This is a genomic window from Paenibacillus sp. MAHUQ-63 (assembly GCF_028765165.1).
Classification (GTDB): domain Bacteria; phylum Bacillota; class Bacilli; order Paenibacillales; family NBRC-103111; genus Paenibacillus_E.
The window spans coordinates 1,748,698-1,767,252 of sequence record NZ_JARADB010000001.1; the positions used below are offsets into that span (position 1 = coordinate 1,748,698).

General features: G+C 55.0%; 18 protein-coding genes and 1 riboswitch. Of the genes, 8 read left to right on the top strand and 10 right to left on the bottom strand.

Annotation, left to right across the window (positions count from 1 at the left end; all coding sequences use genetic code 11):
- Window positions 1-51: 51 nt before the first annotated feature.
- On the top strand, window positions 52-1,233 hold the full coding sequence (locus PUT07_RS07625) for a hypothetical protein (protein ID WP_274467232.1): 1,182 nt from the start codon (window positions 52-54) through the stop codon (window positions 1,231-1,233).
- Window positions 1,234-1,923: 690 nt separating this feature from the next.
- On the opposite strand, the gene PUT07_RS07630 is transcribed toward PUT07_RS07625, so the two are convergent.
- Window positions 1,924-2,634 (bottom strand): response regulator transcription factor, encoded by a 711-nt coding sequence (locus tag PUT07_RS07630; RefSeq protein WP_274467233.1) that lies wholly within the window; start codon window positions 2,632-2,634, stop codon window positions 1,924-1,926.
- Entirely contained in the window at window positions 2,631-4,859 is a 2,229-nt protein-coding gene (locus PUT07_RS07635; RefSeq protein ID WP_274467234.1) for a sensor histidine kinase, read from the bottom strand. The genes PUT07_RS07630 and PUT07_RS07635 overlap by 4 nt, the downstream gene beginning before the upstream one ends.
- Before the next feature lie 247 nt (window positions 4,860-5,106).
- On the opposite strand from PUT07_RS07635, the gene PUT07_RS07640 reads away from it, so the two are divergent.
- Window positions 5,107-5,448, top strand: coding sequence for a YrdB family protein (locus tag PUT07_RS07640; protein ID WP_274467235.1), 342 nt, complete (start codon window positions 5,107-5,109; stop codon window positions 5,446-5,448).
- A gap of 50 nt (window positions 5,449-5,498) precedes the next feature.
- On the opposite strand, the gene PUT07_RS07645 is transcribed toward PUT07_RS07640, so the two are convergent.
- Window positions 5,499-5,795 (bottom strand): Rieske (2Fe-2S) protein, encoded by a 297-nt coding sequence (locus PUT07_RS07645; RefSeq protein WP_274467236.1) that lies wholly within the window; start codon window positions 5,793-5,795, stop codon window positions 5,499-5,501.
- A 171-nt stretch (window positions 5,796-5,966) separates the two neighbouring features.
- On the opposite strand from PUT07_RS07645, the gene PUT07_RS07650 reads away from it, so the two are divergent.
- The 3 genes from PUT07_RS07650 (at window position 5,967) to PUT07_RS07660 (ending at window position 9,216) form a co-directional block, all read left to right on the top strand.
- Entirely contained in the window at window positions 5,967-6,746 is a 780-nt protein-coding gene (locus PUT07_RS07650) for a hypothetical protein (RefSeq protein ID WP_274467237.1), read from the top strand.
- Between the two features lie 86 nt (window positions 6,747-6,832).
- Window positions 6,833-7,528 carry a response regulator transcription factor gene (locus PUT07_RS07655; protein WP_274467238.1) on the top strand — a complete coding sequence of 232 codons (696 nt, stop codon included), beginning with the start codon at window positions 6,833-6,835 and terminating at the stop codon, window positions 7,526-7,528.
- Entirely contained in the window at window positions 7,525-9,216 is a 1,692-nt protein-coding gene (locus PUT07_RS07660) for a HAMP domain-containing protein (protein WP_274467239.1), read from the top strand. The genes PUT07_RS07655 and PUT07_RS07660 overlap by 4 nt, the downstream gene beginning before the upstream one ends.
- Window positions 9,217-9,520: 304 nt before the next feature.
- On the opposite strand, the gene PUT07_RS07665 is transcribed toward PUT07_RS07660, so the two are convergent.
- The 3 genes from PUT07_RS07665 to PUT07_RS07675 all read right to left on the bottom strand — a co-directional run bounded on the left by PUT07_RS07665 (window position 9,521) and on the right by PUT07_RS07675 (window position 12,441).
- Entirely contained in the window at window positions 9,521-10,489 is a 969-nt protein-coding gene (locus tag PUT07_RS07665) for a DMT family transporter (RefSeq protein ID WP_274467240.1), read from the bottom strand.
- A gap of 124 nt (window positions 10,490-10,613) precedes the next feature.
- A riboswitch (FMN riboswitch) is annotated at window positions 10,614-10,761 on the bottom strand.
- 103 nt (window positions 10,762-10,864) lie between these two features.
- On the bottom strand, window positions 10,865-11,413 hold the full coding sequence (locus tag PUT07_RS07670; RefSeq protein ID WP_274467242.1) for a CBO0543 family protein: 549 nt from the start codon (window positions 11,411-11,413) through the stop codon (window positions 10,865-10,867).
- A 101-nt stretch (window positions 11,414-11,514) separates the two neighbouring features.
- Window positions 11,515-12,441, bottom strand: coding sequence for a DMT family transporter (locus PUT07_RS07675; RefSeq protein ID WP_274467243.1), 927 nt, complete (start codon window positions 12,439-12,441; stop codon window positions 11,515-11,517).
- 125 nt (window positions 12,442-12,566) lie between these two features.
- Between PUT07_RS07675 and PUT07_RS07680 the strand changes: the two genes are divergently transcribed.
- Both PUT07_RS07680 and PUT07_RS07685 read left to right on the top strand, forming a co-directional pair.
- The gene (locus PUT07_RS07680) at window positions 12,567-14,015 is read left to right on the top strand and encodes an aminotransferase-like domain-containing protein (protein WP_274467244.1); all 1,449 of its coding nucleotides are present in this window, start codon (window positions 12,567-12,569) and stop codon (window positions 14,013-14,015) included.
- A 121-nt stretch (window positions 14,016-14,136) separates the two neighbouring features.
- Window positions 14,137-14,640: a CBO0543 family protein gene (locus tag PUT07_RS07685; RefSeq protein WP_274467245.1), complete on the top strand. Its 504-nt coding sequence runs from the start codon at window positions 14,137-14,139 to the stop codon at window positions 14,638-14,640.
- A 60-nt stretch (window positions 14,641-14,700) separates the two neighbouring features.
- Here the strand turns inward: PUT07_RS07685 and PUT07_RS07690 are convergent, their stop codons facing one another.
- On the bottom strand, window positions 14,701-15,438 hold the full coding sequence (locus tag PUT07_RS07690) for a ThuA domain-containing protein (RefSeq protein ID WP_274467503.1): 738 nt from the start codon (window positions 15,436-15,438) through the stop codon (window positions 14,701-14,703).
- A 206-nt stretch (window positions 15,439-15,644) separates the two neighbouring features.
- Between PUT07_RS07690 and PUT07_RS07695 the strand changes: the two genes are divergently transcribed.
- On the top strand, window positions 15,645-16,580 hold the full coding sequence (locus PUT07_RS07695; protein WP_274467246.1) for a helix-turn-helix domain-containing protein: 936 nt from the start codon (window positions 15,645-15,647) through the stop codon (window positions 16,578-16,580).
- A gap of 4 nt (window positions 16,581-16,584) precedes the next feature.
- Here the strand turns inward: PUT07_RS07695 and PUT07_RS07700 are convergent, their stop codons facing one another.
- The 3 genes from PUT07_RS07700 to PUT07_RS07710 are packed head-to-tail and all read right to left on the bottom strand — an operon-like array spanning window position 16,585 to window position 18,536.
- Window positions 16,585-17,406: an SPL family radical SAM protein gene (locus PUT07_RS07700; protein ID WP_274467505.1), complete on the bottom strand. Its 822-nt coding sequence runs from the start codon at window positions 17,404-17,406 to the stop codon at window positions 16,585-16,587.
- Window positions 17,390-17,971, bottom strand: coding sequence for a methylated-DNA--[protein]-cysteine S-methyltransferase (locus tag PUT07_RS07705; RefSeq protein WP_274467248.1), 582 nt, complete (start codon window positions 17,969-17,971; stop codon window positions 17,390-17,392). The genes PUT07_RS07700 and PUT07_RS07705 overlap by 17 nt, the downstream gene beginning before the upstream one ends.
- A 22-nt stretch (window positions 17,972-17,993) precedes the next feature.
- Window positions 17,994-18,536, bottom strand: a complete 543-nt coding sequence (locus PUT07_RS07710) for a bifunctional transcriptional activator/DNA repair enzyme AdaA (RefSeq protein ID WP_274467249.1) — start codon at window positions 18,534-18,536, stop codon at window positions 17,994-17,996.
- Window positions 18,537-18,555 lie beyond the last annotated feature (19 nt).

Consider the following 18,555-nt stretch of genomic DNA (forward strand, 5'->3'; position numbering starts at 1 on the left):
AGGTGCTCCTTTGTTTCCCTATTTTTACTACGAAATCGAGGTGTTATGATGATGCTGATTCGAAATAAAACGTTTTTGGCGATTGTCAGCCCGCTAACCTTGTTCCTGGCGCTGGTTGGATGCAGTACGTCCCAAACGGTGTCACCACCGGCGGCCGCCGGTTCCTCACCTGTGGCCGGCTCTGCCGTTCCCGGCCCAAGCGCGGCGCCAGCCGCTACGCCCGGTCTGGGAGTTGCGATGCCTTCCCCTGAAACGACGCTGCTTGTCACGCATTCCAAGAGCGATTACATCTCTTTTCTCGATCCTGCCACAGGGGGCTTCGAGAAGCTGACCGTCGGGGCGGCGCCCTTCGCTATTGCGGTGGGAACTGATCATCGCGCTTACGTTTCAACGGCGGAAGGCGTTGCTGTTGTGGACACCCGGGAGCGCAAGCGGCTGGCTCTCGTGCCTTATCTGGGAGCTGATGCAATCGGCAAGCCGCAGTACGGCGAGTACCGCCCCGGAGGCATGGGGATCGCCTCAAGCCCGGACGGCAAATTCGTTTATGTCGGCGTTTATTTGACCGGCGGCCGCGGCAGGGCAAGCCAGCTCGAAATCTTGGATACGGAGAAGCTCGCCATGACCGGATCTGTCTCCGTCGGCATCCGCCCGTTCGATGTCGTGACGAGCCCGGACGGCCGGGAAGTTTACAGCATCGACCATGACTCCTACTCCGTGACGGCTGTCGATCCAGTCAAGCTTCAAACCCGCACGTTCGAGGCGGCTCCTTATGGCAAAGGCGGCTTCGAGAAGCCGCATTATGCAGCCGTTCGCGCGGACGGCCGTCTGCTCCTGCCTTACCAAGGCCGCGGACTCGTCGTCCTTGACCCTGCCCGCGGCAGCTATGATGTGAAGCCGTTGACTGGGAATACGCATCAGGAAGGCGTCGCGATGACATCTGACGGCAAGAGGCTGTTCATCGTCGGCATTGGCGCGGCCGGCAGCGCTACCGGCAAGCCTAACTTGACGGTGGTCGATGCGGATACGTATGCGGAGCGGATCATCCCGCTTGCCCGCATGCACCAGATGGCCGCTGTCAGCAAGGACGGCCGGTTCGCCTATTTGACAGGCGGTGTAACTTACGCCGATACGGGCTGGAACGGGATGAGCGTCGTTGACTTGTCGACGGGCGAGGTCCGCGAATTCGAGGTGCCGGATTATCCGCTGGATGTGCAACTGCTTCCGGAAGGGTAAGCCGGCTTTGTCTCGCGGATTGGGCGCAGCCGAATAACGGCGCTGGTGTCCGTTAGTCATGCGTATCCGCGGCGAACGTCACCTAACTTGGGATATCATCGTCTCCCGAAACGGACAACGGGGAGCGCGTCCCAAACTAACGGACACAGCTGCCGCTATTCGCGCGAAAAGCGCCGCGTTTCGCGGCTAACGGACACCAGATACCTTATTTGGCTCATATGGGGCGAATTCTGCCCCTGATAAGCCAAATAACGGTGCTGGTGTCCGTTACAATATTCAAGAGGCCCCTATTCACCGAATAAGGGCCTCTCTGTCCGTTAGCCAAGCGCAGTGCCTTGTCTGACGACCGTGCGAGTATGTGCCACTAGCATTTCTGCACAATCCTCCGTAATCTATTGCTCGCCAGTCACAGTCTACTCCCACTTCTGTCCTGCTACTACTCTTACTTCCGTTCCACTTTATTCCTACTACTACTACTGCCCCTGCTCCTAGCTCTACTCCACTTCTGTCCTGCTCTTACTTCCGTTCCACTTTATTCCTACTACTACTACTGCCCCTGCTGCTCTTACCTCTACTCCCGCTCCCCGTTTTTACTCCTGCTACTTCTCCCACTTCTGTCCTGCTACTACTCTTACTTCTGTTCCACTTTACTCTTGCGCTGCTGCTCCTACCCCCACTCCCGCACCGCCCTCAAGCATGCTTCGCCATGTACCCTACCCCCGGGTACGTCACGATAAGCTCAGCTGCCGCGAGTTCCTGGCCCTCGGCAGCGCTCTTGATTTTCTGGCGGATCCGGGCGATCGTGACCCGCAGATACTCGACTTCGTCGCGGTACTCGCTGCCCCACACCTCGCTGAGCAGCTGCTCGTGCGTCATGACTTTCCCGGCATGCTGCAGCAGCAGCGCGAACAAGTTGTACTCGGTCTCCGTCAGCTTCACTTCCGTCTCGCCAAGCCATATGCGCCGCTGGGCAAGGTTCACGGTCACAGCCCCGAGCGTGATCTCGCTGGCTGCGGCAGGGGGTGCCATGCGCCCATCCATGCGGCGAAGCACAGCGTTCACGCGGGCGAACAGCTCGTCCAGGGAGAACGGCTTCGTCAAATAGTCATCCGCCCCGAGGTTGAGCCCCTGCACTTTGTCGGCACCGTTACTGCGCGCGGTCAGCATGATGACCGGTACGCCGGAATAGGAGCGGAGCCGCTTCAATACTTCGAAACCGTCCATCCCGGGCATCATCAAATCAAGCAAAATCAAATCGGGGTCGAAAGCCTCCACCTTCTCCAGCGCCTCCGCTCCGCTCTGGCACGTCATCGTTTCGAAATCCAACGATTTGAGATTCGCAGCGACGAAGCGTACGATTTTGGGCTCGTCATCGACGATCATGATTTTTTTCTTGTTCATTTCCGCTCTTCATCCCTTTCCCCTGCAAATCTCGGTATCGTCAGCGTGAATGTGCTCCCCTCGCCGAGCTTGCTCTTTACGTGAATCCCTCCGCCATGCGCCTGCATAATGCCTTGGCAGATTGCCAGCCCCAGTCCCGTACCGCCGGTTTGCCGGCTGGACGATACATCGACACGGTAGAACCGGTCGAACAGCTTATCGAGATGCTCCTCGGCAATGCCGATGCCATTGTCCTCCACATCCACCCGCACATACCGCTCGTCCGCATGCGCAGAAACCCGGATCACCGGGTGCCCCTCGTTATAACGGACGGCATTCGTGAACAAGTTCACGAGCACTTGCTCCAATCTCAATTTATCTCCATAGATGAGCGGCATATCCCCGGGCACCCTCACTTCGAACTGCGTATGCGCATCGCTAGCCTGCTGCGGAAGCCTGCGCATCGCCCCTTCGATCACAGCCTGCACACGCAGCGGCTGCGGGGTGATCCGCATCGCGCCGGATTCAATTTTGGATATGTCGAGCCAATCATCGATCAGATCCTGGATGCGTCCGATATCCTCGTGGATGCCCTCAAGCAGCTCCTCCTTAAAACTCTCCTCCCACTGCGCATCGACGCGCAGAAGCGTTTCGACGCTGCCTCGTATGCTCGTGATCGGCGTTTTGAATTCATGGGACGCCAGGGAGATCAAATCATTTTTCAACGCGTCGATTTCATGCTCCTTGGTCATATCGCGCCACACGTAACCCCGGCCAAAGACACGTCCGTCTCTAGCTACCTGAAACGCCGAAACCATGATGAACTGTTCCTTGCCTTGGCCGCTCTGTACGGTGAAGGCTCCTTGCACGCTCGCCCCCGTCTTCAGCTTGTTCAGCTCGTCCTGACGCTGCGGAAGCAGCTGCGCAATGCGATCAAAAAGCGCCGCCTCCCTCATCACAGCCAGTTCCCCCATCGGGATTGCGAACAGCTCGGCCATACGATGGTTGGCGTACACGACCTGATGCTCCATATCGATCAGCACAATCGCGTCGGACATGCTCTCGAGCACCGCATTCAGTGTGGCGTGCTCGTCCTGCAGCCGCTGCGTTCTCTCCTCAACTCGCCCTTCCAGCTCGCTGTTAAGCTGGAGCAGCGCCGTCTGATTATCCTTGATCTGCCCGGCCATCCGCAAGAAATGATCAGCCAGCATTTGCAGCTCCAACGGCGCTCCCTTGGGAACGACCTGGCTGTCCGGCTCTACGAAGGTTCCGCCCGCAAGCCGCTGCGTGTAGCCGACTAAGGCATGAATCGTGCCGTTCAATCGTTTGGCCAGCAAACTGCCCAGCAAGACCGTCACAATGAGCGTAAGGACTAGCAGCAGCACGGTAATGCTGAGCGATTCGGTGAAGGCGGCATTCGCAGCCGCTTTGGACCTGCTGACCCAGACGATCCAATCGATTTCCGGAATGACTTTGTACGTAATCAGCTCTTTCTGGGCGGATGTATGCAGCTGATACGTGCCTTCGCCTTTCTGCTGCTGCCGCGCGTCCTGGGCTGCCGGTTCCCCGGATAAATCGGCCAACGTCTCGGTCAGCTGCTCATCCGGATGATAGATCGGCTTCCCCGCATGATCCAGCACGACCGGATAAGCCGCTTGACCGTAATCGTACTTCGTCACAAGCTCCTTGATCGGCGCCAGATCCAGCACGGCGAGGACGAAGCCGTCGAGCTGCCTGCTCCCCTTGTAGACCGGCACCGCAATCGCGACGGCAGGGCGGTTCAGCCCCTCGGGCCCGCGAAACAGCGAGGAAATGACCGTGTTTTGCGCGGACTGCACCCGCTTGGCATAATCCCGGCCCCCCACATCCTTGCCGATCAAACCGTTATCCGCCATCGTTTGCGTCGCTTTGACGAAGCCGCCTGCATCCACCACATAGATGCCTGCGAAGCCCGCCAAGTTTTGCTGCAAGGACTGCAGCTTAAGCGTCAAGCTTTCCCGCGTGCGGAACGGAGCGTCCGAGGCTGAAATCGTAGCGGCCAGCGTTTCCACGGCGTTGCGGTGGTAGTACATGTAATCCTGCACGGCATCCCCAAGCCGGTACGTCGTGACCTGCTGATTCCGGTTGGACTCTTGCGTGATTTGCATAATTTGCGAAACCTGGAAGGTGCCCAGGATTAAGATCGGGATCATCGCCATAATGGCGAACGTTACGGTTAAATGCGAACGCATAGAATAATGCTTCAAAGGCGTACCTCCGGTCTTCATTCATCCCTTTATTTTACCATTAGCCAATTTGTAATGAAAATGAAATGTGATTTTCATCTGTTTTTAATGAACGCGTCCTATAATAAAAGTCGACCCCCCTTTAAAATATATAGACTTAGACCCGCGGCCCGTTGCTGTGGGTCTCTTTTTTTATCCTCTTGCCAAAACTAATATTATTAGTTATTATTCTAATATAGTTAGTTTTCAGTAAAGGAGTACGACGATCATGATAACCATTTTACAAGCCGCAAACCTGGGTTTGCGCTTTCTGCTGGAGTTATGCCTGCTCGCTTCCCTTTCTTATTGGGGCTTTCATACGGACAGGGGACTTCTGCTCAAAATCGTTCTAGGCATCGGCACTCCGCTGCTAACTGCCTTCATCTGGGGCATGTTCCTTTCCCCCAAAGCTTCCGTTGCCATAGCGCTGCCGTTCCGGCTGGCCCTGGAAGCCGCGCTGTTCACCGTCGCGGTCCTTGCGCTTTACGCAACCGGCAAACACTCGCTGGCTGTGCTTCTCGGAGCCGTTTATGTCTTGAACCTGCTGCTCATGTGGGTCTGGGAGCAATAAACGAAAAGAACCCGCCCATCCGCACGCGGACAAGGCAGGCCCTTTCTTTTTTACATATACGCGATCAGTTGGCCTTCTTTGACCACAACGTCGTACGACAGCAAGCTTTTGGTCGGCACATTCAGACACGCCCCGGAATGAAGATCGAATGTCCATCCGTGCATGGGGCACACGAACTCACCCTTCTCCGCTTCAACGATCGCACCGGCATGCGGACACCGGCTCGATAGAAGCTTGTATGCTTGTCCGTCCTCCGTTTGGATCAACCAAAACAAATTTTTGTCATGCACGACTTCCGCCGGCAGTTTGGTGAAGCTTTGCTCCGATCCTAGCTGTACCTCTTTCATCGCATTTCCCCCTATGTTGGTCGTTCTGCATTCAGTTTACTGCAATCTCGCTATTCTTACACATAATTTCCCACAATGTTGCGATAGGATGTCCATAATGTTTCGGTACAGTAAGGATGTAAGGGAGAGACACTCACCTACATACCTTCAATTCGAAAGGAGTTTTCCATCGTGAGAACACAATTGAAACGCCGCGTAAGCCAAGCTACTCTATTAGCTTTCATGTTAACCACAGCATTCGGAGCCGTCAGCGCATCGGCTGCCGATGAATCCGCTTCAGAAACGAAACCGACTGCCGCACCTGCCGCAGCCATCACCGAGGGGAAGCCGGTTCTGGTGAAGACCGTTGCCGCAGCACATATCGGCTCCGGCTTGCTGTTTCAGCCGGCTCATGAGCGCAACTACCTGAAGCTGCTCGCCGGCGCTTATGCGCCCGACAGCTTGGATGCATGGAAGCAAGCGCTCGAGGACCGCAAGCAAGCGGAGAGTGAACTGCCGAAACCTACGCTTACAATCGGCGGCCCAATCCCATCGACGAAAGCAGGCGAAGCTGTTGCCGCTCCGATGAATCCGGCGGAAACGAAAACATTCACGCTGAAAGCTGCACCTGCTGCCGTTCCGGATGGCGAAGCACCTTCTTCCGCGCCTCGAGTCAAGAAAATCATCATCTCGAAGGACGGCAGCGGGGAAAGCACCAAGCTTATCCAAGCAATCCCTCTTGAGGGAGCTCCCGTATCCGGTGATATAATGGAGTCAATGCAATTCGAGCCTGTACCTCTTCCTGAATCGTTCGTTCGGCAGCAGAAGCTGACCGAAGCCGTCGAAGCGGATGACGCAGCCGCAATCCAAAGCCTTCTGCCCCAACTGCTGGAGGATTACAAGAAAGAGACGGACAATATCCGCAGCCTGGCCAAAAAGTTGAAAGATCAAGCGACCAAAGCAGAAGAGTAACAATAAACCGGTGGACCGCATTGGCCTATGAAGGCATGCGGCTCCACCTTTCCCCATTTACAGATCGCGAAGGAGGAATGCGGCCCATGTACCGCATTTATTTAGTCGAAGACGAAGAACATTTGAGAGGCGTCCTAGGCGCCTATTTGGAGAAAGAGGGGTGGCAAGTGCGTTCGTTCGCTGACGGAACGTCGGCAAGATCCGCCATTACCGAGCGGCCGGACTTGTGGGTCCTCGATATTATGCTTCCCGGCGTAGACGGGTACCAGCTGATGCGTGAGATTAAAGCGGACCAGCCTGCGCAGCCCGTCATCTTCATTTCGGCCCGGGATGCCGATATTGACCGGATTATCGGCCTGGAGATGGGGAGCGACGATTACTTAGCCAAGCCCTTCTTGCCCCGGGAGCTTGTGATTCGCACGCGCAAGCTGCTGGAACGCGTGTATGCCGGGCATCCCGCCGGCATGGCGCCGGCTTCCCTGGAGCGCCGTACGAAGCTGAACGTGCCCCCCTATCTGATCGATGAGCAGGCGCGCATTGTGACCGGGGAGGACGGAAGCAAATTCGAGCTCACCTCCAAGGAGTTTGAGCTGCTGCTGTACTTGACCGGCCATCACGGGCAGGTGTTGGAACGCGAACAGGTGCTTAGAGCCGTATGGGGCATCGACTATTTCGGAACAGACCGCGTCGTGGACGATTTGGTGCGGAGACTTCGCCGCAAGCTGCCGGAACTTCGTCTGGAAACTGTATACGGATACGGGTATAGGATGGTGAAATTATGACGCTGCGATTCGGACAATGGCCGCTGGTCATGAAGCTATGGAGCGCTTTTGCCTCCTTGACGCTGTTGATCTTCACGATGCTGGCCGTCCTGCTCCCTTGGACGTTAAAGGACTTTTTCACGGAACAGCTTTACGATATTTTGTTGGATACGCAGAGCGGGCTTCATATGGAAGCAGCCGCTTTGACAGCACCATCCCCCACCATCACCCTTATGACAAAGGTAGGAAATTCCCTGGTAACGGATATGAAGCCTGTTATCCCCTCCGCTGAGGCGGAGAATACGGAAGCCGTACAGGCGGTTCCGATTATCAAAGGAGGACGCATCCACATCGGAGCAAGCACGGCGACCGAGTCTTCTCAGATTGAGCCCGTGCCTCAACCGATGTCCGAAGCGGCCGCATCTGGAGAAGCACCCGCCCCAGCAGCCGCATTGGATTCTCCCTCAATCGCCGCCCGCGTCATTTCACCCTTTAAGGCGACATTAAGCGCTCCGGCCATTCGGCATTTTACGATTATCGGAACCCCGGGTGCTCAAGATACTTTGAGCACGGCGGCAGGGAGCAGTGAGCCTTTCCTGCAAGCCATGGAGCAGGATGCTTTCGCCCAGAAGCTGCCTGTCGCCAAATATTCAACGAGCATCGATAACAAAAGCGTGTTCTACGTCATCCGCAAAGAATTGATCCAAGGCCAGCCCAGCTTCATCGTGTCCTATGCTTGGGGCAATTACCGCAACGATCTGGTGATGACGATGTTCGGCAGACTGATGCTGATGATGGTCGGCCTCATCGTCCTCTCATGGCTGCCCTGCTTGATCATCGCCCGCTACTTCACCCGCCCGCTCGTGCAGATGGAGCGGCATGTCGGACGCATGGCCGAGCGCGACTGGCATGAGCCGATCGAGACGGACCGCAAGGATGAAGTCGGCCGTCTGGCCAAAGCGATCGAGGCGATGCGGCAGCGCCTTGTGCGCCAGGACCGGGCGCAGCAATTTTTCCTGCAGCACACCTCGCATGAGCTCAAAACGCCGGTCATGGTCATTCGCAGCTACGCGCAGTCGATTCAAGACGGTGTTTTCCCCAAAGGCAGCCTGAGTGAAAGCGTAGGCGTCATTATGAAAGAAGGCGAACGGCTGGAGAAGCGGATTCGCGACCTGCTGCTGTTGAACAAGCTGAATTATGTAACGGCCAGAGAGAAGCCGTTCCGTTCCTTTGCGCTGCAGGAGGTCGTGGAGGATGTGATGGAGCGCCTGCGCTACCGGCGCCCGGAAATCGAGTGGCAGACGGAACTCTCCCCCGTAACGCTGACCGGCGATCCCGATCAATGGAAGATCGCACTCGAGAATATGCTCGACAATCAGCTGCGCTATGCCAAGAGCTGTATACGGATTGTGCTTACGCCACATCCAGTTGGCGAATGCACGGCGGCTGCGGACGGCTTCTCGCTGCTGCGGCTCAGCAACGACGGTCCGCCTATCGAACTGGCTGTAGCGGACAGCCTGTTCGAGCCGTTTCGCTCCGGCGGTGACGGTGAGTTCGGCCTTGGACTGGCCATTGTGAAGCAAATTGTTGAGCATCACGGCATGACGGTTCGCGCTGCGAACGAGCGTGACGGCGTATCCTTTTTTATTGAGCGGGGGGTTGAGGAGCCCGACAAAGGCAGCGATGCCTCCATGCCGAAAGTATCTTAGGGCAGGCATAATAACAGAAGCTATCCAGAAGGTCTATAATCAGACCGTAGGGATAGCTTCTTTGTCGTATGCGTAGGATGAGGAAATAGAGTGCGCTATGATGTCTGAAACCAAGCATGCAGCGAGTGCATTGGGAAATACAATCCTCTATTTTACCAATAATGACCGGACTAGCAGCTTTTCGAGGCTAATAAGATACTGGATTTCCGCTCGGCATAAGAATGCATCCGTATTTGCCCATATAGCGCCTCCTATTTCCCATTCGCACAAAAGGAACATTGTGCATGCGCTCAGCAAGGAACTCTTATGCCTTCGCTTTATTGGAGTTGCGGCTCATCGCCCACAGCGTGAACCAAATCAAGATAAATCCCGCGAGCTGGCCAAGCGTCAGCTTCTGTCCGAACACGAGCCAATTCATGAGAACCCCTACCGCAGGGAACGCAAGCTCAGCCAATGTGGCGAAGAACGCCTTCGTGGACGAAAGCCCTTTGTAGTAGAGCAGCATGGAGAGCAGCCCCGGGAAAAACGCCTGAAACAGCAGGTTCACCGCGATCAGCGCCATGGCTCCGCCGGATCCGTTAGCATGCCACGCATTGCCGCTCGACAGCAGGACGACCGTCAGCAGCGGGATTGCCAGCAGGAAGCGGAGCGAAGTGACAACAGGGAAATCCAGCTTTTGATGGAGCAGATATTTCCCCATGACCGTCGAGCCGCCCCACAGGGCAGCCGCCAGAATGGAGAATAGGCAAGCTACGGTGCCGAGGTCATGCAAGCCCAACTGCGGCGAAGCAAAGCCGAACGTCAACAGATAAGTGCCTAACAGCGCAACAAGGATATAGGCAGCAAATTTGGAGGGCAACGTTTCTTTGAGCAGCACGCGGGCTAATAGGATAGCGAATAAGGGCTGTAATTTCTGCAAAAGTAAAATGGCATTGGCATTACCGTGCGAGAAAGCCGCCGTGAACAGGATCGTAGCGATGGCGGAACCGCCCCATGAGATAAAGAGCAGGGCGCCGATGACGGCAAGCGTCAGCTTGCCGGCCAGTGTCTTGCGGTACTTCGCCAGTACCGGCACTGCGTACAAAGCCAGCAGCAGATGCTCGACAAAAACGATCTGCGCAGAGGTAAAGCTCTTCAACAGCAAAATCCGGAACAGCGGATCAAGCCCCCATAACGTAGCGCCGAGAGCGACGTACCAGATGCCGCTGATACCGCGACTGCGCGTAGACAGGACCTCCGCGCTTTTACTTCTCAACTCGAATGCATTCTCCAATTCAAAAACCTCCTAAGGATTTTTTTGAATTGAACCTTCTGAAAAGAGACGATGCCCCCACTGGCATTCAGCGGGGGCATCGACAAACAGACCTGCCAAAAACATAAGTTTTTGACAAGCTGCTTTTCACCTTCTCCCATCCGGACTATAACCGTCGGCCTTGGAATCGCACCAAGTCAGTCCCAGCCTGTAGGCCGGGAGTCGCGGGCTTGAGATACAACGGACGTATCTTCACCGCCGGTAGGGAATTACACCCTGCCCCGAAGGTTCAACTTCTATTGAAGTGTATCTTAACATGTTACAGTTTAACTGGCAATACATTTCTGCACATCTTTCTGCAAGACATATCTGCAAGAACCGCCATAAAGCGGCAGCCTATTTCATCTCCAGAACCGGAATATGGAAAAACACAATCAGGAACGCCGTACAAACCAAGCAAAGTAACCAAGCCCACAGCGGTTTCGCGAAATGCAGCCGGAGTCCGAGGAACATGAATACCCAGACAACGATGGACCAAGCGAAGCTCCAGTTGTTGTGATAAGTCATTAAATGCGCAAAGAAGAACACCGCTTCGACGCCGGTAAAAGCAATTGACCAGGCCGCTATATAAACAAGCTGTTTCCACATCCGCGACTTCAAAGGATAATGCGTTAAATAGACCAGCACAATACAGGGGAGATTCGTGAAAGCGATCATGAAATCCGCCAATGTATGGTTGGGAATAGTCGACGTTTTATGAAACTGCCAAAGTTGGTGCTTATAAAGGAGCAGAGAAATGAAGAAATCCACACTAACGGCGAACAAGATAGTGGGATAGTAGGTTCTCCAGTTTCTCCAATCCCCGAAACGCCACGCCGAAATCAGGCACAGCAGGGCCATAGCTATAGGTAAAGATGAACGAAAAAAGGCTGCTGCGTCACCCATCGATTAACTCCATTCATAAAGCTTTACTTCCTGCAAGTTCACTCATCTGCTTGATACCTTAGTATTCCATTTATGGCTGTTTCGTATGAATCATACAGTGGTTAACTTGCATTCGCGACCTGCTTCCCCCGGTTGTTCTTTCTAAGCAGCGCCCTCAAGCTGTCGAAATTGGCACAAATGGTGCCGGCGATCACCGTCAGCACTCCCGCTGCGGTCAGCCATGTGATCGTTTCCCCATAAAAGACAACCCCGACCGCGAGAGCAATGAGCGGCGAGACATACAGCCATGTAGCCGGAAAGACTGGATTCGTCTTGGCTACAAGCCAATAAAACAAGCTGTGGCCGACCATGGATCCGATGACGGTCAAATAGAGCAGAGAACCGGCCGCCTTCGCATTCAACAGGCCTGAGACGTCGAACGGCTCCGTGAAAAAGGACAGGATGAGGAGCAGGCCTCCACCCCATATCATCTGGGCAGCGTTCAGGGCGATCGGCGAAGCCTCGGGGAATTGCTGAATAACACGCTTGGCATAGAGAGCGCCGGAAGAATAGAACAATTCCCCGACGAGAATCGCTGCGCATCCCGCCACCCAAGCGAGATTAGCCGCAATCGCCACATTCGGAAGCAGCAGAATGACAATGCCCGCGAAGCCCAGCATACAGCCGAATACGGACAGCCTCGTCGCTTTCAGCCGCAGCACGAAGGTTTGCAGCACGAGAATCATCATCGGCCCCGTGGCCGATAATACCGCAGCAATGCCGGATGCAACGTGCTGCTCCGCCCAATACAAAGTCGAGAACGTACCGAAGGTCAGTCCGATTCCCGTCAGCAGCATTTCCCGGCGGAACAGGTGAGCGAACCTGGCTTTCCCCCGCCATACCATCCAGCCAAATAATATCAAACCGGCTACTATAAATCTCAAGCCCGCTGAGAAAAATGGCGGCGCCGATGCATCCACCCCCACTTTAATCGCCAGAAACGTCGTGCCGAAAATAAAACAAACAAGCAAATAGTTCAAAATAATCATAGCCCTGCCTCCTCTTGGTAAGTATCATACAAGGGACAGAACAGAACAGTTGCCAATCTATAGAACAGTTAACCGTGGTTTAGGTTATTATAGTTATAGATACATAGATGGAGGGAGGAATCCGTATGAAACGGTTTGGTACGCAATCCGCCACTGAGAAGAACCTGCTTTTCAAGCAAGTATACGCGCACATAACGGCTAGAATCGATCGGGGCGAATGGAGAGCGCATGACAAGCTCCCTTCCGTCCGGGTTCTCGCCCAAGAGCTTCAGGTACACAGGCTGACTGTATTTCGGGCTTATCAGCTGCTAAAGCAATCGAACAGGGCTTATGTGAAAGAAAAGTCAGGTTACTATGTAAGTCCGAACGTAACGAAGGAAGGAACGGAATGGGCGGATCATGCCGGTCCGGGCTCCGGGAGCAGCCCCCTCCCGATCTCATCCCCTCTGCATAACGCCCTCTCGGACATTCAGCAAGTTCCTGTCTCTTACCAATTCTCGCAAGCGTTGATCGACCCTAATCTGCTCCCGAATCTGTTTCTATCCGAGCATGTGAAGCAGGTGTTCGATATTTATCCCAAACTGATGGGCACTTACTCCGGCGCACAAGGGGATGAGGAGCTTCGTGAGTACCTATGCCGCTATATGGCCAAACAACATGGCCTGCAGCTGACGACAGACGAAATGCTCATCACAACGGGCGGCCAGCAGGCTATCGATTTGCTTGCAAGGATCTATCTCCGGCCTATGGATCCCGTCTTGGTAGAGAGGCCCACGTACAGTGCAGCACTTGATATCTTCAGGCAGCAAGGAGCCCGGCTCCTACCCGTGGAAATCACGCGGGACGGTTACGATCTGGATCAGGTCGAGCATCTGATGAAGCAGTTCAAGCCGCGGCTGTTCTATATGAATCCAACCTTTCATAATCCGACGGGGTATACCGTTCCTGCGCCGCAGCGCAAGCGGCTGGTTGAGCTTGCCGAGCGGCATCGCTGCCTGCTGATTGAGGACGATGCGATTCACGAGATGTACCTGAAGGAGCCTCCTCCTCAGCCGTTCTTCGCTTATGATACCGAGGGCTGGGTTATTTACTTGCGGAGCTTCAGCAAATATATCGCGCCTGGTCTGCGCATCTGTGCCGTAATGGGCAGACCCATGGCGCTCAAGCCGCTAATCACGGCCAAGTCGTTAGCTGACAACGGTACGCCGCTGGTCAACCAGAAGATGTTCCTGCATTATTTCCAATCCGATCGCATGCAGCAGCATTTGGAGAAGCTGCGCATCGCTCTGCAGATTCGGAAAGAAATCGCCGAAGAGGAGCTGCGCCGGACCGGGTGGAACTGGACGAGTCCCAAAGGCGGCTTCAATTTATGGCTGCAGCTCCCGCCGCAGGTTCCCGTACAGGAGCTGCTGGAAGAGTGCTTGCGGCAGTCCGTCTCTTTCATTCCCGGCGTCATTTGCGATCCTCTTAAGCAGATGTCGTCCTGTATCCGCTTGAGCTACTCCTTCGTGAATGAGAACCGCCTCCGTGAAGGGATTAGGCGGTTAATCGATATAGCTGAGCGGCTCCCCTGAACACTCACTCGCGGCCTTAAGAGAATAGCTGCCAGCCGTCGATTAGAATTGCCAACTGGGGGTTACACTAACCGTACGAACCATATAGCTTTCTACTCTCATTATTAGGGGCTTGTTCTGCGTGATACTCATTACTAATTTACTCTTTTTGGCTGCGGCACTTGCGACAGGTGCTCGTAAAGAATGGCAGAAGTATTATGATGTGATGCTTTTTGTGTCGCTCTGCAATCTGCTATATAACTTCTTGTGCTATGATTATATGATCTGGGCGTTTCATCCTGATTTCCTGCTGAGTCATAAGACCGCCGATCTGTTAAATACATTCATTTTGCTGCCGAGCGCCGTGCTTCTCTATCTTCATTTCTATCCTGCCGCTGCGCTCAGCAAAAGGATCTACTACTTTATCTGGGTCGCAGGGTTCTCGACCATTGAATTCATTTGGCACGCGTTTGGCCGCATTGCTTATGAGCATGGATGGAACATCTACTGGTCAATCGCCTTCTATTTCACCATGTTCGGCACGATCCGGCTGCTCCATACGAGGCGTAAGGCCGGCTTGCTGGTTTCTTTGATAAGCGTTGTCTTTCTAGTCATTTACTATCGCGTCCCTCTTACAGGCAAATAAAAAAGCTGTTCCCGTCGGGTCCTAAGACCTCATCCGGAACAGCTTATTTCATTTCATAACCTAAGCTTTCACTTTCGCTTTAATCTCTTCCAGCGGTTTGTGATTGCCGTATTTCGGATACTCGCGCGTAGAAGGAGCAGCCCAATGAACGGCATTGGAGATCACGCGGCGAATTTGCTCGTTATAGTACGTACGGTAGGTTTCATGACCAGGGCGGAAATAGAAGATCTTCCCGTTCCCGCGGTTAAACGTGCAGCCGCTGCGGAACACTTCTCCGCCTTCGAACCAGGACACCATGATCAGCTCATCCGGCTGTGGGATATCGAAGTGCTCGCCGTACATTTCCTCAGCTTCAAGGTCAATATACTCCCCGATGCCTTCTACGATCGGATGGCCCGGCGCCACGACCCAAATGCGCTCTTTCTCGTCCGCTTCACGCCATTTGAGGTCGCAGGATGTGCCCATCAGCTTCTTGAACACTTTGGAGAAGTGTCCGGAATGCAGCACGATAAGCCCCATGCCTTGCCATACGCGCTTCTGAACGCGCTCTACAATTTCGTCCTGCACGTCGCCATGCGCTTTATGTCCCCACCAAATCAGAACGTCCGTATGATTCAAAACCTCTTCCGTCAGGCCGTGCTCAGGCTCATCCAAGGTTGCATAAGTGACAGCGACATCCCCGCTGATTCCTTCGCCGATCGCAGTATGAATGCCGTCCGGGTAGGCAGCGCGTACGATTTCACTTTCTTTCTCATGACGAAACTCATTCCAAACCGTAACTCTCAGCTTCTGACTCATCATCTATTCCCTCCAAGAAATCGTATTCATTCTTAATTCTGAGTATAGTCAGTCCTTGCCGGGAATGAAAGACAAGATTGTGCTTAGTTATTATGCAATAGTGTCCTTTCCGGTTAAACAATGCTATACTTTTGGTTGATAAATCTTATTTCCATGCACGTTCTACATATTCAAAAATGTCCTTACCTAGCGAGGTCTACATATCCATGGAACCTGTAACCACTTCTTTCACCGAAATTATCAATGAAGAAGTCATCTATCAGAATCCGCTGCTGTTCCTGAAAATCTGGGAGCTCAGCTTCGACTCTTCGCAGTTCGGGCCTCCCAGCCCCTGGAGCTGGCATTCGCACAAGCAGGTGGAGTTTCTGGTCGTCACGGAAGGCCTGCTCGGCATCCAAACCAAGCATGAGCATACGGTGCTTTCGCCTGGCGACGTCATGGTTCTGGGCTCGTCCCAACCGCACCGGACCTACAAATATTCCGCCGGACCTCTACGGCAGATCGTGTTCCAAATCGATCTCAAGCAGCATTTTGACCTCAGTACGATGCCCTATCTGCACTGCTTCTCCGAGCTCACGCATCCGCTGGAGGAGTTCAACGAGCTGTTCCGTACCCATACGGACGTGAAACAGGCCGCTTATGAGCTGATCAATCAGATTTATGAAGAGTCGCAATCACGTAAGATCGGCTACGAGCTCGCCATCAGTGCGGCGGTCAAAAATCTGCTCCTGCTCCTGCTGCGCAGCGATAACCGCAACCTGTCCGCGCATGCCGACGAGTCCGGGATCGCCCGCCTGCGGCCGGCGCTTGACTACATCGATCGGCATCTCAGCCAGCGAATTACCGTGGAAGACGTCTGCACCCTGCTCAATCTGAGCTATCATTACTTTATAAAGTATTTCAAAAAAGTGATGGGGATATCCTTCGTGGATTACGTCAATTACAAACGCATCAAAAAAGCCGAGCGTCTCCTTCTGACAGGCGACCTCAGCATGATGGATGTCAGCTTCGAAGTGGGCATTCTGAATATGGCCCAGTTCTACAAGCTGTTCAAGCGGCATAATCAATGCTCGCCCAAAGAATTCAAACAGCGCATGCGCAGCCAGGCAGGGGCGCCGCCCCTGCTCGCGCAAGCGGATTAACCCGTCAGCCGGGCAAGAAGCCCTCCTGGCTGACGAGCACACGCTCCTGCGGGAAATGCCGCAGGAGCTGTTCGTGCACGCGCTTGAACGCGTCCGGACCGTACCAGTCCGGCAGCCCCAGCGCGTCGTAGATGGCGCGCACGCCGATGCGCGCCGTGCGGCGGCCTCCGCTGCCGTCGCCCATGAAGTAATCGTCGATGCACACCCGCTCGACGATGCCCGCCAGCCGCTCGGCGAAATGCTCCGAGCTCGGCAGCACCGGCGCTATCGCGGCCTGCACGGGTATGCCGCGTGCGGCCAGCTCGCGCAGCGCCGCCAGCCGCGCCGGGATCGGCGGCGCGGACGAAGCGAACGCCCGGCGGATGTCCTCGCGGTCCGTCTCCACCGTCATGCTGACCCGGACCCGGCAGCCGAGCGCCTGCAGCAGGTCCGCGTCCCGCTTCACCAGCGGGCTGCGGGTTTGGACGAACACGAAGTCCGGCGGCTCCGCGATCATCGCTTCCAGGAGCGAGCGGGTAAGCCGCTCTTGATACTCCAGGGGCTGATAAGGGTCCGTCGCCGAGGACATGAAAATGGTCACAGGTCCCCGGCGCTTCGCCTTGGCCAGCTCCTCCGCCAGCAAGGCCGCCGCATTCTCCTTCACATCGACCCACGAGCCCCATGCTTCGCTGCGAAACAAAGCCACCGGCATCTGCCGCACATAACAATAAGAACAGGCAAACGCGCAGCCGATGTACGGATTTAACGTATGTGTATAACCCTCTAGGAAGCCGCTTGCTTTCGTGAGCAGCCCTTTGGCCGTCTTGCGGTTAACCTCGATCTGCAGAATAGACGCCCCCTTTTTCCAAACGAAGCAGCCTGTCCTTATTCGCCACACCTCCGCGATAGCCGGTCAAAGCGCCGTTCTTCCCGACGACACGGTGGCACGGGACAACGATGAGCACCGGGTTGGCGCCAATGGCTGTGCCTACGGCCCGAACCGCGCTTGCCTTATCGAGCTGCCGGGCGATCTCCGTATAACTGGCCGTCCGCCCGTGCGGGATGCGGTAAAGCTCCCGCCATACCGCCTGCTGAAAGGCCGTCCCGCGCAGCGCGACCGGCAGCGTGAACGTCTCGCGCATCCCCTGCAGATACTCCTCCAACTGCTGTGTGTAAGGGGCTAGCATGGCCTGATCTTGGATCCATTGATAATTCGGGAAATGGCGCTGTCCCCATGTGAATAAATCCCGCCAAGCTTCCTCGCTCACCGCCCCTTCCTCCGCCGCTCCCTCATGAAATTGCAGATAGACAAGTCCTTCGTCCGTTGCCGCCATCACGAACCCGCTATCCGCCAGTCGTACACTGCCCCAATAGATCGATTTCAAAGCGGGTCCGGCTTCTTTCGTTTGCATATGGGAACCTCCTCGGTTATGTTTAAATAGCAGCCGTTTGACGATACTCCGTTGGGGTGAGTCCGGTTTTCTTCTGAAATAACGTGGCGAAGTGCGCCGCGTTCCCAATCCCTACCCGGCCGCCGACCATACTCACCGGCATTTCCGTTTCCAGGAGAAGCCGCTTGGCGGCGTCCACTCGCGTCTGCTGCAAATAAGTTAACGGCGTAACGCCTTTCACTCTCTTGAACGTTCTCTGCAAATGATAAATGCTGGCGTAGAAATGATCCGCCAAGACGGCGAGCGTAATCGGCTCGGCATAGGACTCGGCTATATAACCGGCGATGAGATCCGTCCACTCTTCGTCCGGCAGCCGCATGCCGTCGGGCCTGCATCTTTTGCATGGACGGAAGTTCTCGGCGGCCGCGGCCTGCCGATTGCCAAAGATACGCACATGCTCCCGCTTCGGCACCCGCGATTTGCAGGAAGGCCTGCAGAAGATGCCCGTTGTCGTAACCGCATAATAAAATGTGCCGTCATAAGCCGCATCATTGGATACAATCGCTTGCCAATATCGTTCTTGCATAGCTCCCGCTCCTCTTCCG

Coding starts and splice junctions, on each gene's coding strand:
- PUT07_RS07625 (WP_274467232.1), top strand. CDS start 52: ATGCTGATTCGAAATAAAACGTTTTTGGCGATTGTCAGCCCGCTAACC.
- PUT07_RS07630 (WP_274467233.1), bottom strand. CDS start 2,634: ATGAACAAGAAAAAAATCATGATCGTCGATGACGAGCCCAAAATCGTA.
- PUT07_RS07640 (WP_274467235.1), top strand. CDS start 5,107: ATGATAACCATTTTACAAGCCGCAAACCTGGGTTTGCGCTTTCTGCTG.
- PUT07_RS07645 (WP_274467236.1), bottom strand. CDS start 5,795: ATGAAAGAGGTACAGCTAGGATCGGAGCAAAGCTTCACCAAACTGCCG.
- PUT07_RS07655 (WP_274467238.1), top strand. CDS start 6,833: ATGTACCGCATTTATTTAGTCGAAGACGAAGAACATTTGAGAGGCGTC.
- PUT07_RS07660 (WP_274467239.1), top strand. CDS start 7,525: ATGACGCTGCGATTCGGACAATGGCCGCTGGTCATGAAGCTATGGAGC.
- PUT07_RS07670 (WP_274467242.1), bottom strand. CDS start 11,413: ATGGGTGACGCAGCAGCCTTTTTTCGTTCATCTTTACCTATAGCTATG.
- PUT07_RS07675 (WP_274467243.1), bottom strand. CDS start 12,441: ATGATTATTTTGAACTATTTGCTTGTTTGTTTTATTTTCGGCACGACG.
- PUT07_RS07680 (WP_274467244.1), top strand. CDS start 12,567: ATGAAACGGTTTGGTACGCAATCCGCCACTGAGAAGAACCTGCTTTTC.
- PUT07_RS07690 (WP_274467503.1), bottom strand. CDS start 15,438: ATGAGTCAGAAGCTGAGAGTTACGGTTTGGAATGAGTTTCGTCATGAG.
- PUT07_RS07695 (WP_274467246.1), top strand. CDS start 15,645: ATGGAACCTGTAACCACTTCTTTCACCGAAATTATCAATGAAGAAGTC.
- PUT07_RS07705 (WP_274467248.1), bottom strand. CDS start 17,971: ATGCAAACGAAAGAAGCCGGACCCGCTTTGAAATCGATCTATTGGGGC.
- PUT07_RS07710 (WP_274467249.1), bottom strand. CDS start 18,536: ATGCAAGAACGATATTGGCAAGCGATTGTATCCAATGATGCGGCTTAT.